The 14,284-nt window shown below is 60.8% G+C and carries 14 protein-coding genes; 4 read left to right on the top strand and 10 right to left on the bottom strand.

The genetic code is table 11. The features are described from left to right. Nucleotides 1-116: 116 nt before the first annotated feature. The 3 genes from C6Y56_RS03620 to C6Y56_RS03610 form a co-directional block, all read right to left on the bottom strand. Entirely contained in the window at nt 117-1,010 is an 894-nt protein-coding gene (locus C6Y56_RS03620) for an NAD-dependent epimerase/dehydratase family protein (RefSeq protein ID WP_169428763.1), read from the bottom strand. Between the two features lie 103 nt (nt 1,011-1,113). Then, nucleotides 1,114-2,025 carry a LysR family transcriptional regulator gene (locus C6Y56_RS03615; RefSeq protein WP_169428762.1) on the bottom strand — a complete coding sequence of 304 codons (912 nt, stop codon included), beginning with the start codon at nt 2,023-2,025 and terminating at the stop codon, nt 1,114-1,116. Between the two features lie 58 nt (nt 2,026-2,083). Then, complete coding sequence (locus C6Y56_RS03610) at nt 2,084-2,674, bottom strand: NAD(P)H-dependent oxidoreductase (protein WP_119428084.1); 591 nt, start codon at nt 2,672-2,674, stop codon at nt 2,084-2,086. Nucleotides 2,675-2,881: 207 nt separating this feature from the next. Here C6Y56_RS03610 and C6Y56_RS03605 point away from each other — a divergent pair, with 207 nt between their 5' ends. After that, nucleotides 2,882-3,196, top strand: coding sequence for a putative quinol monooxygenase (locus C6Y56_RS03605; protein WP_169428761.1), 315 nt, complete (start codon nt 2,882-2,884; stop codon nt 3,194-3,196). Here C6Y56_RS03605 and C6Y56_RS03600 read toward each other — a convergent pair. Continuing rightward, nucleotides 3,186-3,950 carry a sulfite exporter TauE/SafE family protein gene (locus C6Y56_RS03600; RefSeq protein ID WP_169428760.1) on the bottom strand — a complete coding sequence of 255 codons (765 nt, stop codon included), beginning with the start codon at nt 3,948-3,950 and terminating at the stop codon, nt 3,186-3,188. The two genes, C6Y56_RS03605 and C6Y56_RS03600, sit on opposite strands and share 11 nt — an antisense overlap. 141 nt (nt 3,951-4,091) lie before the next feature. On the opposite strand from C6Y56_RS03600, the gene C6Y56_RS03595 reads away from it, so the two are divergent. The 3 genes from C6Y56_RS03595 to C6Y56_RS03585 all read left to right on the top strand — a co-directional run bounded on the left by C6Y56_RS03595 (nt 4,092) and on the right by C6Y56_RS03585 (nt 5,990). Next, nucleotides 4,092-4,979: a LysR substrate-binding domain-containing protein gene (locus C6Y56_RS03595; protein ID WP_169428759.1), complete on the top strand. Its 888-nt coding sequence runs from the start codon at nt 4,092-4,094 to the stop codon at nt 4,977-4,979. A 166-nt stretch (nt 4,980-5,145) separates the two neighbouring features. Next, nucleotides 5,146-5,655, top strand: coding sequence for a flavin reductase (locus tag C6Y56_RS03590; RefSeq protein WP_007953834.1), 510 nt, complete (start codon nt 5,146-5,148; stop codon nt 5,653-5,655). 59 nt (nt 5,656-5,714) lie between these two features. Then, nucleotides 5,715-5,990 (top strand): helix-turn-helix domain-containing protein, encoded by a 276-nt coding sequence (locus tag C6Y56_RS03585; RefSeq protein ID WP_169428758.1) that lies wholly within the window; start codon nt 5,715-5,717, stop codon nt 5,988-5,990. A gap of 51 nt (nt 5,991-6,041) precedes the next feature. On the opposite strand, the gene C6Y56_RS03580 is transcribed toward C6Y56_RS03585, so the two are convergent. The 6 genes from C6Y56_RS03580 to C6Y56_RS03555 form a co-directional block, all read right to left on the bottom strand. Continuing rightward, complete coding sequence (locus C6Y56_RS03580; RefSeq protein WP_169428757.1) at nt 6,042-6,599, bottom strand: chorismate--pyruvate lyase family protein; 558 nt, start codon at nt 6,597-6,599, stop codon at nt 6,042-6,044. 78 nt (nt 6,600-6,677) lie between these two features. Then, complete coding sequence (locus C6Y56_RS03575; RefSeq protein ID WP_169428756.1) at nt 6,678-7,043, bottom strand: ArsR/SmtB family transcription factor; 366 nt, start codon at nt 7,041-7,043, stop codon at nt 6,678-6,680. Between the two features lie 129 nt (nt 7,044-7,172). Beyond that, nucleotides 7,173-8,624, bottom strand: a complete 1,452-nt coding sequence (locus tag C6Y56_RS03570) for an efflux transporter outer membrane subunit (RefSeq protein ID WP_169428755.1) — start codon at nt 8,622-8,624, stop codon at nt 7,173-7,175. 9 nt (nt 8,625-8,633) lie between these two features. Further along, on the bottom strand, nt 8,634-11,711 hold the full coding sequence (locus tag C6Y56_RS03565; RefSeq protein WP_169428754.1) for a MexW/MexI family multidrug efflux RND transporter permease subunit: 3,078 nt from the start codon (nt 11,709-11,711) through the stop codon (nt 8,634-8,636). After that, nucleotides 11,708-12,808 carry an efflux RND transporter periplasmic adaptor subunit gene (locus tag C6Y56_RS03560; RefSeq protein ID WP_169428753.1) on the bottom strand — a complete coding sequence of 367 codons (1,101 nt, stop codon included), beginning with the start codon at nt 12,806-12,808 and terminating at the stop codon, nt 11,708-11,710. The genes C6Y56_RS03565 and C6Y56_RS03560 overlap by 4 nt, the downstream gene beginning before the upstream one ends. 134 nt (nt 12,809-12,942) lie before the next feature. After that, nucleotides 12,943-14,100 carry an oxidoreductase gene (locus C6Y56_RS03555; RefSeq protein WP_169428752.1) on the bottom strand — a complete coding sequence of 386 codons (1,158 nt, stop codon included), beginning with the start codon at nt 14,098-14,100 and terminating at the stop codon, nt 12,943-12,945. Nucleotides 14,101-14,284: the final 184 nt, after the last annotated feature.

Below are 14,284 nucleotides of genomic sequence, written 5' to 3'. Positions count from 1 at the left end.
CTAGTAGGAAATGTCTGAACGCTTCGATGAGCCTCGGCGCCCTGTCCTTCTTTTCCGGGGCATAAAAAAACCTGTGGGAGCCGGTGAGCTCCAACAGGTTCAAGTGTGGTGCGGGCTCACACCATTTCGTGGCGAATCCACTCGACCACCGACGTGCGCTTCGGCGCCCAACCCAGCAATTCGCGGGCGTGCTTGCCGCGAACCCTGCTGTTGGAGCCCAGGCCGTAGTTGGCCATTTCGTAGCCCCACTCGGCTTCGGCGTCTTTCAGCGGCCAGTCCTGTGGCTGGCCCAGGTTCAGGGCTTCGGCCATGGCGGTAGTCATGTCGATGAACGACGCTTCGCCGCTTTCGACAAAGTAGAAGGTGCCCGGAACGTTTTTGGTCAGGGCCAGCAGGTACAGCGCCACCACGTCTTCGATGTGCACGTTGGACCAGATGTTCCGGCCGGTGCCGACGTGACGCACAACGCCGCTTTTGCATGCCTGTTTCAGCAGGCGCGGCAGTTGCACGCTGTCGCGATGGACGCCCAGGCTGTGGCCGTAGATCAGGGTATTACAGATGACGGCCGAGTTAACGCCGTCCTTCGCTGCCGCGAGGATCAGGTTGTCGATGGCCACCCGTGCGGCCTTGTCGACGGTCGGCTCAGGCAGGTTGTCTTCGAAGTAGATGATGTCGCTGGATTTTCCGCCCGAAGCATCGCCGACGATGCTCGAACCGCTGGTGTGCAGGAACACTTTGTTCGAGCCGCGCAAGGCATCGAGCAAGGCTTCGACCGCGCCGCGATGATCGCTGCTGGCGGCGTTGATCACCGCGTCGGCGGCACGGGCCTGTTCGGCCAGCAGCGCCTTGTCGTCGAGGGTGCCGATCACCGGGGTGATGCCCAGTGCTTTCAACTCATCGGCCTGTTCGGCGCTGCGCACCAGACCGGTGACGGTGTGGCCGGCCTGGACCAGACCGGTGGCGATGGAGCCGCCGATAAAACCGGCAGCGCCGGTGACGAATACGTTCATGGAGAAACTCCCTGCGTGAATAAGTGATGCAACGAGTATCGACCGCCAAGCCCGGTGGAAAAACCCGCCCTCAACCAATTCACTCTTGCGCAGGGATCACGAATCAGCCCTTGAAATCGGCACTGGCGTAAGCCGCCAGTTTGCTCTGGATGAAGTCGAGGAAGCACTGGATGCGCAGTGCCAGCTGCGAGTTGCGGTAGTACACCGCGTTGATCGGCTGGCGATAACCGCTGTTGAATTCCGCCAGCAACACCTTGAGACGCCCGGCGCGGATGTCGTCGATGGTCATGAAGTGCGAAAGACAGGCAATGCCCTGGCCTTCGAGCGCCAGATGGCGAACCGTCTCGCCGCTGGAGGCGCTGATCGCCGGGGTGATCGGCCAGCGGTCGCCGTGCACGTAACGCAGCGGCCACTGATTAAGGCCTTCGTTCTGGGTGAAGCCGAGCAAGGTGTGCGCGCTCAGGTCAGCCACTTCCAGCGGCGCGCCGTGTTTTTCCAGATACGCGGGACTGGCGACGATCAGCAGCGGACTGCAACCGAGCGAGCGGGCATGCAACGTCGAATCGGCGAGGGTGCCGATGCGGATGGCGACGTCGGTGCTTTGTTCCAGCAGGTCAATGATCAGGTCGTTGCTGTTGAGTTCGAGCTGGATGTCCGGGTACAGCTGCCGGAATTCGTCGATGTACGGCACGATGGCGTGGAGCATGAACGGCGACGCGGCGTTGATGCGCAGCCGTCCTGATGGCGTCTGCTGGCGCGAGGACAGGCGCTCTTCGAGCTGGTCCATCTGGTCGAGGATCAGCTTGGCCTGTTCGAAGAAATACTTGCCCTCCTCGGTCAGGTCCATGCGCCGCGTGGTGCGGTTGATCAGCGTGGTGTCGAGCTTGGCTTCCAGCCGCGACAGCGTGCGACTGACCGCCGACGGCGTCTGTCCGACCTGCTCGGCGGCGGCGGAGATTGAACCGCATTCGATCACGCAGACGAAAATCTGCAACTCATCGGATCTGGCTTTCACGGGTGTCCTCGAATCGAAAGGCCTGCTGGAGGCTCAGGCCTTCGATAGTAGCCGAGCGTCAGGCTTTGAGGCCAAACACCTCGCTCAGATGCTGCTCGTAACGCGCCACGTCGGCCTCGATGTTCGGGCGCTTCATCACGTCCACGCAGAGGAAGGTTGGCAGGCCGGTCATGCCGAGGAACTGGTTGGCCTTGTGGAACGGGAAGTACACAGCGTCCACGCCTTTGGCTTCAAAGAAATCGGTCGGATCATCGAACGCCTGCTGCGGTGCGTTCCAGGTCAGCGACAGCATGTACTGCTTGCCCTGGATCAGACCGCCGCTGCCGTACTTCTGCGAGGAGTCGGAACGAGTGCGGCCGTCGCTGGCATAGAGGCTGCCGTGGCCTTCGGTGAAGACTTCGTCGATGTACTTTTTCACGGTCCACGGTGCGCCCATCCACCAGCCCGGCATCTGATAAATGATCACGTCGGCCCAGAGGAATTTGGCGACTTCTTCAGCGATGTCGTAACCCTCGTCGATGAAGGTGGTCTTGACGTCGACACCGCCGCGATCCAGCACACTCAGCGCCGCTTCGTGCAGGGTGGTGTTGTAACGACCGTCGGAGTGGGCGAATTTTTTACCGCCGTTGAGCAACAGCACTTTCTTCATGGGGGAGCCTCGATCGGATTCCGATGCGCAGCGCAGAGCGCTAGCAGGATGGAGAAGGGGAAAAATTGAATGGCGGCAGATTAGCGATCCGCCTCGCGCGGAATAAGCACCGGTTGCGCAAAATTCATTTGAGTAAAACGCACGAATCGAATGCTGATTCTTGCCGTAGGATTGGCCGCCATCTGAATTTGAATGGAGTTTTTTGCGATGAGCGAACGCCAGGGTTTCATCCTGCACGCCAAGACCCGCCCGGAAAAAGCCGAGGCTTTCGAAGCGTTTTTCCGCGCCTACGTCGAACCGAGCCGCGCCGAACCCGGCTGCATCGAGTACCACATGCTGCGCGACAAGGAAGACCCGACGCTGTTTATCTTCTACGAGATCTGGGAAACCCAGGCGCATCTGGACGTGCACTCGAACCTGCCGCACATGCAGCAGTTCCTGGCCCAGCGCATGGAGTATCTGGAACGGGATTTTGATATCCGCCCGATTGAAATGCTCAGCGCGTCGTCCGCTAGCCGCTGATCAGCAGATGGGCGCCGAGCGCGCCCAGACCGATGAAGAACACCCGCCTGAACAGCACGGCGCTGATACGCTGGCGCAGCCACTGGCCGAGCAGCATGCCGAGCAACGCCGGGATCAGCGCCAGCAACGAAGCGCTCAACTCCGCACCGCCGAGCGACCCACGCCAGAGCAATCCACCGGCCAGCGCCAGGGTCGACACGGTGAAGGACAGGCCCAGCGCCTGCACCAGTTCATCACGGCGCAAACCCAGTGCCTGCATGTACGGGACGGCGGGAATCACGAACACTCCGGTGGCCGACGTGATGACGCCGGTGATCACACCACAGATCGGCCCCAGCCACGGTTCATGGCGGCGACTGACACTCAGCGTCGGCAGGAACAATCCGCTCAGCGCATAGAGCAACAGCGCCGCGCCGAGCCCGCGCACCACCCAATGCCCGCCTGCCATGCCGATCCACAAGGTGCCGATGGCCGTGCCGAGGAAGATCGCCAGCAACATCGGCCACAAGCGTTTCACCAGCCCCTGCAAATGCCCGCCGAACGCCAGTTGCCAGACGTTGGTGAGCGTCGCCGGAATGATCAACAACGCGGCAGCCTGCGACGGCGCCATAGCCAGACCGAGCAACCCCATGGCGACAGTGGGCAGGCCCAGACCGATCACGCCCTTGATCATGCCGGCGACGACAAAGGTCGCAATCACCAGCAATGACAGAGCCAGACCGAGGTTTTGATAGAAATCTGCGAGTGCGTTCATGGCGATACTGTGCGCCTGCGCGGATGAACTGAAAATCTGTCATACACTGAGACTGCCTCTCGCTCTGCCTGAGGCTAGTAGATTTTTTGCGGCCACTGGCCTCTTCGTCGGGGCTGACACCACTGATATTGAGGCTGCCCCATGCACTTCGACCTCACCGACCTGCGCCTGTACCTGCACATCCTCGACAGCGGCAACATCACCGCCGGCGCCGCACGCAGTCATCTTTCACTGGCGGCGGCCAGTGCGCGGATCCGGGCGATGGAAGCGTCGCTGGGCACCGAGTTTCTTGAGCGTGGACGTCGTGGTGTCACGCCGACGCCGGCCGGCAAAGCCCTGGCGCAACATGCGCGAGTGTTGCTGCAACAGGCCGAACGTCTGCAACAGGATCTGGCCGAGTACGCGCGCGGCGTCAAAGGCCAGGTGCGCTTGCTGTGCAACACCACGGCACTCAGCGAATACCTGCCGGAGGTGCTGGCGGATTTTCTGCGTGGGCATCCCAATCTCGATATCGATCTGCAGGAGTTACCCAGCGCCCGCATCACGCATGCATTACGCCAAGGGGCGGCGGATCTGGGCATTGTGTCCGACGCGATCGACACCACCGACTTGCAGACCCGAGCCTTTCGCGACGACCCATTGGTGCTGATTCTGCCTCTGGACCATCCGCTGTCTGACGCGACCGAAGTCAGTTTCAACGACGCCTTGCGTCACGACTTCGTCGGCCTCGACGCCGACAGCGCGCTGGCGGTGTATCTGGAGGAACAGGCACTACACAGCGGCTCGCGAATGCAGATCCGCATCCGCGCCGATGGTTTCGATGGCGTAATGCGCATGGTCGCTCGGGGTGCCGGCATTGGCATCGTTCCGCTGGCGGCAGTTCAGCGGTCCGCATCGCGGGGCTTCAAGACCCTGCCGATGAATGAAGGCTGGGCCGTTCGCAAACTGTTGCTGTGTGCCCGGGATTTCACCACGTTGCCAAGCTACGCCACAGCCTTGTTGCAAGCCTTGGCCCTCCCCGGGGATTGATCTTTTCATCCGCAAAATAAGCTCAAGGAATAGCTTGCAAGGTACGTATACATACGTACTATATCGCCAGAGCGAACGTGTTGCCCGATACCCGTTTTCGCCCAACGACAACGGACAAGGAAGAACGGATCGGCTCCATTAAACCTACATGGAATGAGGTGACGCGATGGTTGATTCAACGGAGTTTCGTAATGCAATGGCGATGCTGGGGAGTGCTGTCACCATCGTCACGACCGATGGCCCTGCGGGGCGTTTCGGCTTTACCGCGTCGGCGGTGTGCAGCGTGACGGATTCACCGCCAACGCTGCTGGTGTGCGTCAATCGCTCGTCGTCCAATCACGAGCATTTCAAGACCAATGGCGTGCTGTGCGTGAACGTCCTGACCGGCGATCATCAGTCGACATCAGGGGCGTTCGCCAATCGGCAGTTGAGCATGCAGGAGCGTTTTTCCAGCGTGAATTGCCAGACGCTCAAGACCGGTTCACCGGTGATCGAAGAGGCACTGGTCAGCCTCGATTGCCGGGTCAGCAAGGTCGACGAGGTCGGCACCCACAGCATCTTCTACTGTGAAATTCTCGAACTGCAGCAACACAGCGAGGCCACGGAAGGCCTGGTCTACTTCAACCGCAGTTACTACCGTCTGAACGACGAACTGCGCCTGGCACCCGAGCAGTGATCCAGACACCCGCCGGCTTCGGCTGAAGCCGGCCGGCGGGTCATGACAGGGATGTAACCATGCTATTCAATGAAGACAACTTCGCGGATATCGACCTGAACCTGATCATCATTTTCCTGGTGCTGTTTCGCGAACGCAGCGTGTCACGCACGGCCGAGCGCCTGCACGTCAAACAACCCGCCATCAGCGGATCGCTGGCACGGCTGCGCAAGCGGTTCGATGATCCTCTGTTTCTGCGCTCATCCAGAACCATGCGCCCGACCTCGAAAGCCGAGGAACTGGCGCAGGCCCTGACACCGGCGATCAGGCAGATCGAAGCGGTGATCCGGCTCTGAACAAACGGCGAAAAAAACCTGCGGGAGATTGCTCCAGCAGGTTTCATTGCATCAGGCCGATTTGAGCGCCTGAGCGTACTCGACCCGGGCCCAGAACGCCGGCAGGAAGCACTCACTGACCAGCAGCGCCGAGCCATTGCGGGTGAAGCGCGAACGCCGGGCCAACAGACGCTTGGCCTGCGGCGCGTAGCGATGGGACAGCGCCGCCAATGGTGCGCCGGGGGGCAGCAAGGCGCACTGGAAGGGTTCGCGCAGGGTCTGGTCCGACGTGTAGAGAATCTCGGCCAGCGGTCGACGACCGTAGCCGTTCAGATCCGCCCAGTCGCCGCTCAGCGCCGGCACGCTGGTCAAGCTGCGCGCAGTGACGCAGGCCTCGCCATCCAGTTTCATCACCACCTCGCGCACCCAGCCAATGGTCATCGGCGGCACGTTCAGCGCTTGCGCTTCTTCAGGATTGAGCGGGCCATGGGACTGCTCGACCACTTCGATTGAATAGTCGCCCATGGCTTTCAGACGCGGGGTCAGTGCCCCGGGCAAAAACAGCCAGTGATGCTCGGAGCCGGTCAGTTCCGACAGGGGTCGCGACGACCAGTAATGACTTGTATCCATACCGCCCACACCTTCCTGGTGATTGTGAATTGATGGAATGCCATGGAGCGCCAACCTTTCACAGGCGGTTCGCCACGGTCACTCGCTTGCGTTTTCTTCTGTGACTTCGTGCTTGCTGATCACACTGATGGTCTGTTCATCGGTCTTGACCGCCGAGAGCAGCGAATCGAGCAGGCCAGGGAAACGCACGTCCATGTCTTCGCGACGCAGGGACAACAGGTTTTCCCGACCATACGGACGCTGCCAGATCAGACCGCTGTCGCGCAGGACCCGCCAGTGGTGAGTCATGGTCGACTTCGATGCGCCCTTGAGGATCCGGCCGCATGGATGTTCCTGGCCATCGGACAACACTTTCAACACAGTCAGGCGTAGCGGGCTTCCCAATGCGTTCAGCACATTTTCCAGAAGGATCTGATCCTGATTGGGGTGATTCGGGACGTTCATAGGTAGGTACCCTTGATGATATAGGCGGGAAAAATCCGTCTTGTATTCGTCTATACGAGAACAGTAAGACTATACACAAGATGCCTTTTCCCCGCGACAGCCGCCCCGAAGGCGGCGTCCCGAAAAACACTACAGAGCACTGCTCTGTGCCGTCTCCAGCGAGGGCGCCTGGAACCCGCCGCCCAGCGCTGCCATCAACGAAACCGAGCTGTCGATGTGCTTGCTGCTGAGGAAGGCCAGGCGCATTTCGTCCTGAATCAATTGTTGCTCGATGTTCAGCGCATCGAGGAACGTGTCTTCCCCGGCCTTGTAGCGCGACTGCGACAGATCGTAAGACGACTGGGCAATCGCACAGGCATCGCGCTGCACGAGAATCTGCTGCTCGAAAGAACGCAACTGCGTCACCGAAATCGCCACCTCGTGCAGTGCCGAATTCAACACCCGGTTGTACTGTGCAATCGAACTGTCGAGTTCAGCATTGCCGGCCTTCAAATCGGAGCGCAGACGACCCGCATCGAAGATCGGCAGCGACACCGTCGGCGCCACGTTCCAGAACTTGCTGACCCCGGCGAACATCGCATCCCCCGTCAGTGCATGAGAGCCCGCCGCCGCCACCAGATTGATGTTCGGGTAGAACGTGGTCTTCACCGCCTCGACGTTTTTAGTCTCGGCCTCTACGCGCCAACGTGCGGCGACGATGTCCGGACGACGGCCGAGCAACTGGGCCGGCAACTGCGCCGGCAATGCCACGACGCTGGCCTGCAGATTCGATGGCCGCTCGAGCGTGTGTGCACGATCGACGCCCTTGCCGATCAGCGCCGACAATTGCAGCCGGGCGATTTCGATGTCTTCGTTGGCGCCGATCAGCGTCGATTCCGAACGCGCCTTGAGGCTCTGCACCTGCTTGAGTTGCGACAGGTTGTCGAGCCCCGAGCCGTATCGTGAATCCGTCAGGTCCACCAGTTTGCTCAAGCGTTCGAGATCGCGCTGATTGAGCTCCGACACCTGCCAGGCATACGCCAGCTGGTTGTAGGCCTTGGCCACGTTGACCGCCAGAATCAGCCGCGACGATTGCAGGTCGACCTCCGCGGCTCGTGCGCTGTTGAGCGCCGACTCCCAGGCGGCGCGCTGGCCGCCCCAGAGGTCGAAGGTGTAGCTGAAATTCACGGCCAGATTACGCGCGGTGAAGTATTTGTGGCCCTCGCCGCTGTAGTCCTCGAAGCGCGACAGTCGGCCACGGGTGACACCTGCCGATGCATCCATTTCCGGGTAGCGCTCGGCATCGCGCAGATCAAGAAATGCGTTGGCCTTTGCGACCCGGGCAGCGACTTCCTGCAAGTCCGGATTGCTGGCATACGCCTCTTCGATCAACGCGCCCAGACGCGGATCGCCCAATGACGTCCACCAGTCTGCACGCGGCCACTGGGCCGCTGGCAACTTGTCTTTCAGGCTGTCGGACGGCGCATCGCCGACCGCCAGCAATTTGCCCTGATGATCGATCCCGGCGTAGTTCACACAACCGGCCGCCAACAGGATGGACGCCGCCAGCGGCGCCAGCATCAAACGTGTAATCGAATACATGTCACGTCCTCACAGGATGGGTTGCGGCACACCGGCCGGCTCGGCTTCGGGTGCGTGGCTCGGTTGCTTGATCGAACTGAGCAGCGTGTACACCGACGGCAGAATGAACAGGGTGAACAAGGTGCCGATCAGCATCCCCACCACAATCACCAGGCCCAGGCCGAAGCGGCTGTTGGCGCCGGCGCCGCTGGCGAACAATAGCGGCGCGAGGCCGACCACCATGGCAGCGGTGGTCATCAGGATCGGCCGCAGACGTACCTGCGCGGCATGCTGAATGGCTTGCACGCGGTCCATGCCTTGCTGACGCTGCAACTCGTTGGCGAACGCGACCATCAGGATCCCGTGCTTACTGATCAGACCGATCAGCGTGATCAGGCCGATCTGGGTGTAGATGTTCATCGACGTCATGCCCAGCGCCAGCGGCACCAGGGCCCCGCATATCGACAGCGGCACGCTGATCAGAATGATGAACGGGTCGCGGAAGCTCTCGTACTGCACGCTCAGCACCAGATAAATGATCACCAGGGCCAGGCCGAAGGTGAACGCCAAGCTGTTGCCTTCCTGCACGTATTGGCGGGCATCGGACTGCCAGTCGAAACTGAAGCCGGCCGGGAAGTTTTCCGATTGCATCTGCAGGAAGCCCACCGCATCACCCAAGGTCACGCCCGGCGCCGGAATGGCCTGGAACGTGGCGGAGTTCTGCTGGTTGAACTGGGTCAGGCGATTCGGCTCGACCTTGACGCTGAGGGTGGCCAGCGTCGACAACGGCACCGGGTTGCCCTTCTGGTCCTTCACGTAATACAGCTTCAGGGTTTCCGGGGTCAGGCGATCCGCCGACACCGACTGCGGGATCACGTCATAGGAACGACCGTGGAACGAGAACCGGTTGACGTACTTCTCGCCGATCAGGCTGTTGAGCGTCTCGCCGATGTCCTGCATGCGGATGCCCAGGGCGTTGGCCTTGGCCCGGTCAACCTGGATTTCCACCACCGGGTTGTTGAAGTCCAGATCGCTGTCGACCACCGCGAACAGGCCACTGGCCTGCGCAGCCTGCTTGAGCTGATCCATCACGTTGTACAGCGCCAGGTATTCCTGATCGCTGCGGATCACCATCTGCACCGGCAGACCACCGGTGGAACCGGGCAGGGGCGGCATCTGGAACACGAAAATGCTCGTGCCTTCGATCTGATTCACCCGCGCCTGCAAGTCAGGCTGGATGGTGTTGGCGTCGCGGCCGCGTTTTTCCCAGTCCACCAGGTTGATCCCGCCGACGCTGTTGGACAGACCGTCGGAACCGTTCGCCACCCAGTTGCTGTAACCCTCGGGGATTTCGTTGAAGGTCTTGTACAGTTCGTGGGCGTAGGCTTCGAGGTAATTCAGGTTGGCGTGCTGCGGCGCCTTGATGGCGGTCAGCAGGATGTTCTGGTCTTCCAGCGGCGCCAGTTCGGTCTGCGCCGAGCGATAGAGGAAAGGCAGGCTGAAGAAAATCACCAGCGCCACGCTCAGGCTGATCCAGCGCCGTGCCAGCGAACCGCCGAGCAATGCGCCATAACGACGGGACAGGTACTGGAAGAAACGATCGGCCTTGACGGCCATGAAGCCTTCGCTGGTTTTCGCGTCCAGCAGACGAGTACTCATGATCGGCGACAGGGTCAGGGCGACGATGCCGGAAATCACCACGGCACCGGCCAGGGTCAGTGCGAACTCCTTGAACAGCGTGCCGGTGAGGCCGCCCATCAGACCGATCGGCGCGTACACCGCCGCCAGGGTAAAGGTCATCGCCACCACCGGCCCGGCTACTTCACGGGCGCCGATCAGTGCAGCGTCGAACGGTGTCTTGCCCTCTTCGATGTGACGATGGACGTTTTCCACCACGACAATGGCATCGTCCACCACCAACCCGATGGCGAGCACCATGGCGAGCAGAGTCAGCAGGTTGAGGCTGAAGCCGAACATCTGCATCAGCATCGCCGCGCCGAGCATCGACAGCGGAATGGTCACCAGCGGAATCAGCACGGTGCGGAACGTGCCCAGGCACAGGTAAATCACCAGCACCACGATCACCAGCGCTTCGAGCAGGGTGTAGCTCACCTCGTCGATCGACGACTGAATGAAGTGCGCCACTTCGAACGGGATCTGCACGGTCACGCCCGGTGGCAGGGTTTCCTGGATCTGCGGCAGCAATTCGCGCACGCGCTTCACGATCACCAGCGGGTTGCCGGTCGGTGCCGCGTCCAGACCGAGGAACAGCGCCGGTACGTCGCTCATCGCGCCGCTGGTGTCGGTGGAAGCCGCGTTCAGTTCTACAGTGCCAAGGTCACGCACACGGATGATGTGGCCGTTGTCGTTGCGCAGCACCATGTCACGGAAGTCTTCGACGCTGTTCAGGTCAGTGTTGACCCGCAGGTTGCTGACCACGTACAGGCCTTTGACCTGACCGGGAGCCGCCTGGAAGTTGTTGCCTTCGATGGCCGCCGACACGTCCTGCCCGGTCATGCCGTAGCCGGCCAGACGCTGCGGGTCGAGCCACAGGCGCATGGACAGTTTCTGCTCGCCCATGATGTTGATCTTGGCCACGCCTTCAATGCCGGCAAACATCGGCTCGACGACGCGGGAGATGTAATCCGACATCTCCGGAATGGTCAGGTTGGAGCTGGCGAACGCGACGTAGGCCACACTGGTGAAGCCGCCGGAAGTGCGCTCCACCACCGGGTCGTAAGCGTCCTTCGGCAGGCGGTATTTGATCTGGTTGACCTTGGCCATGACCTCGGTCAGCGCCGCGATGGAGTCACTGTTGAGTGCCATGCGGATCGTCACCTGGCTGCGGCCCTGGGTCGAGGCCGACGACAGATAGTCGATGCCCTCGACCGAAGCCACGGCCTGGCTGATCGGTTGGGTGACGAAGCCTTGCATCAGTTCCGAAGAGGCGCCGGGGTACTGGGTCGTGACCGTGATGGTCGACGTCTCCAGCATCGGGTACTGGCGGATCGGCAAGTTCATCAGCGCACGCACCCCGAACAACAGGATCAGCGTGCTGACCACCACGGCCAGCACCGGGCGGCGAAGAAAGAGGTCGGTGAAATTCATTTTTCCAGCCCACTGAGTTTAAGAGCAATCGTGTCCGGCACGCCTTCCACCGCCACGCCGTCGTGGAGCTTGAGCTGACCGGACGTCACCACTTGCACACCTTCGCTCAAGCCCTTGTCGACCACCGCCCAACCATTGCGGCGCTCGCCGACCTTGATGCTTTCACGCTTGACCTTCTGCACGCCGGCCTCGTCGGTGTAGACCGAGAACACGCTCTCGCCGTAGGCGTTGTAAGTGATCGCGGTTTCCGGAATCAGCAGCTCGGCGGTCTGCGGCAGGGTCACCGAGACCCGTGCATACATGCCGGGACGCAGGCGTTTCTGCGTGTCGGTGATGACCGCTTGCACATTGATGGTGTGGGACTGGTTGATCTGCGGATCGACCGCGACGATTTTGCCGGCGAAGGTCACATCCCCCCAGGCATCGACCTTGGCCTGCACAGTCTGGCCCAGTTGCACTTGCGAGCCATCGCGCTCGGCGAGGGTGAAGTTGACGCGCAGCACGCCCGGATCTGTCAGGGTCGCCACCGCGCTGCCGGCTTGCAGGTATTGGCCAAGGTGCGCCTGGCGAATGCCGAGGGTGCCGGCGAACGGCGCGCGAATGTGCCGCTGAGCGATCTGCGCCTGCATGCGCTCCATGTCGCCTTTGGCGGCGTCGTATTGAGCGCGGGCACTGTCGAAGGCGCGACGGCTTTCGGCGCCGGTCTTGGCCAGTTCCTGGACCCGGGCGAACTGGGCCTTGGCCGATTCGTACTCGCCTTTCAGGCGCACCAGTTCACCTTGCTCGGGTGCGTCGTTGAGCTTTAGCAGCACCTGCCCCGCCTTCACTTCATCGCCGGACTCGAAATCGATGTCCACCACTTTGCCGCTGACTTCGGCCGAGACCAGCACCTGACGCTGCGCCTCGAGTTTGCCGATGGCTTCGAGGTAGTAGGTGTACGGTTGTTTCTTGACCACGGCCAGACCGACCCGGGTGCTGGGAATCCGTTGTTCGGCCGCTGCCGGTGGCGGCGACCAGAAGCGCCAGCCCAGGGCGGCGGACAACACCACGACCAGAATAATAAACACCAGCGACTTAACAATATTTCGAGCAAGCATGTGGCACTCCCTTGACTCTTTACTGCGAGCACAAAAGTTTGAGATTTAAGAAAATAAAGGTGCAACTTGAAACGGGCGCGTTATTGATCCCTGTGAACACTCACTGATAACGCGCCCGTTTTATTTATCCGCTATTACGCCGCGGCCAGTACGTTGGTTTTATCCAGGTAATACTTGCCGATACCGTGCAAGTTCAAAGGCGACAGGGTGAAGTGCTTGGAACCGGTATGAATATCGCGGAAACAACGTTCCAGGAAGTGCGACTTGTAGACAGCTTTTGAGCCGGCCATCGAGTAGAGCTGGTTGACCGCATTGACCGAGTTCTCGGTCAGCACCGAGGCTGCCAGGCCGACACGGGCGCTGACCGGTTCGCCGATGGTTTCACCACGGCTGATCACCTGGTGAATTGCATCTTCCAGCAACAGCTGTGCGGTATGGACTGAGGAGATGGCGCGACCGGTCTTCTCGAAGATCACCCCTTCCAGACCCGGATCGGTGTTCACGGCGCGATCGTTACGGAAATGATCGACCGCAGCGCGGGCCACGCCCAGCACGGTGGACATCGCCGCCAGGGTGCCGAACTCGTAGTAACCGGTGGCGTAGGCGCGGGAGCTGCGTGCTTCGGGGGATTTCTTCAGGGTTTCGACGTCCAGCGAATACGACTTGTGGACGATGACGTTGGAGCACTGAAAGTGGTGGCTGCCGGTGCCGCGCATGCCCAGAGTGTCCCAGGTCGGCAGGATGGTGCACTGGCTGGCGGGCACGAAGAACATCCGCACTTCCGGTGTAGTGTTGTTTTCGGTGCCTTTGACGGTAGCGGTGCAGACCAGCCAGTCGGCGTGGGCCGAGCCGCTGGCGAACGCCCATTTGCCGCTCAGCAGGTACTCGTCGCCCATCGGCAGCGCTTCGCCACCGGAGTGGATGGCGCCGATCACGAAACCGTCACAGTGGTTGTAGATCGCTTCGGAAGTGGCTTCCGGCAGGTAGTCGGACAGGCGCCCCATCGCCACTTGCACCGCCAGTTGCCAGGACAGCGAAGCGTCGTACCGGGCAAATTCCAGCACCAGCGCGGAGGTGGTCTGGATATCGACCTGGGAGCCGCCGAACGCTCGGGACACCGACGTACGGCCGAAACCGTCCTTGAAGAATCGGGACATCACATCCTTGTGAGTCGCATTTGTCTGCTCGCTGTAATCGCGGTGCTGAACAATCAGCGGATTCAGTGCACGCACCTTCTCGAGCCATTCATTGGATTCGGAGGGAAGGCTGTTCCATTGCATTAGATTTTTCATAACGGCTCCTAGCTATTATTTATTTACGATCAGCAGACGAAAAAACAGACAAAAGTTTTGTTGTTAAACCCCGATAAAAATGTACGACTACAGTCGTACATTTGACAAGCACTATTATCAGACTTCTTTCATTTCCCAATAAAAGAACAATCACTGTCCGACAATAACGCAAGGCGCAAGAGGC

The sequence above is a fragment of the Pseudomonas fluorescens genome, assembly GCF_012974785.1.
GTDB classification, from domain to species: domain Bacteria; phylum Pseudomonadota; class Gammaproteobacteria; order Pseudomonadales; family Pseudomonadaceae; genus Aquipseudomonas; species Aquipseudomonas fluorescens_BT.
Note: the sequence above shows the minus strand (reverse complement) of the source record. Positions and strands in the feature narration are given on the sequence as shown.

Coding starts and splice junctions, on each gene's coding strand:
- C6Y56_RS03555 (WP_169428752.1), bottom strand. CDS start 14,100: ATGAAAAATCTAATGCAATGGAACAGCCTTCCCTCCGAATCCAATGAA.
- C6Y56_RS03605 (WP_169428761.1), top strand. CDS start 2,882: ATGAGCGAACGCCAGGGTTTCATCCTGCACGCCAAGACCCGCCCGGAA.
- C6Y56_RS03565 (WP_169428754.1), bottom strand. CDS start 11,711: ATGAATTTCACCGACCTCTTTCTTCGCCGCCCGGTGCTGGCCGTGGTG.
- C6Y56_RS03590 (WP_007953834.1), top strand. CDS start 5,146: ATGGTTGATTCAACGGAGTTTCGTAATGCAATGGCGATGCTGGGGAGT.
- C6Y56_RS03620 (WP_169428763.1), bottom strand. CDS start 1,010: ATGAACGTATTCGTCACCGGCGCTGCCGGTTTTATCGGCGGCTCCATC.
- C6Y56_RS03575 (WP_169428756.1), bottom strand. CDS start 7,043: ATGAACGTCCCGAATCACCCCAATCAGGATCAGATCCTTCTGGAAAAT.
- C6Y56_RS03570 (WP_169428755.1), bottom strand. CDS start 8,624: ATGTATTCGATTACACGTTTGATGCTGGCGCCGCTGGCGGCGTCCATC.
- C6Y56_RS03610 (WP_119428084.1), bottom strand. CDS start 2,674: ATGAAGAAAGTGCTGTTGCTCAACGGCGGTAAAAAATTCGCCCACTCC.
- C6Y56_RS03595 (WP_169428759.1), top strand. CDS start 4,092: ATGCACTTCGACCTCACCGACCTGCGCCTGTACCTGCACATCCTCGAC.
- C6Y56_RS03600 (WP_169428760.1), bottom strand. CDS start 3,950: ATGAACGCACTCGCAGATTTCTATCAAAACCTCGGTCTGGCTCTGTCA.
- C6Y56_RS03585 (WP_169428758.1), top strand. CDS start 5,715: ATGCTATTCAATGAAGACAACTTCGCGGATATCGACCTGAACCTGATC.
- C6Y56_RS03560 (WP_169428753.1), bottom strand. CDS start 12,808: ATGCTTGCTCGAAATATTGTTAAGTCGCTGGTGTTTATTATTCTGGTC.
- C6Y56_RS03580 (WP_169428757.1), bottom strand. CDS start 6,599: ATGGATACAAGTCATTACTGGTCGTCGCGACCCCTGTCGGAACTGACC.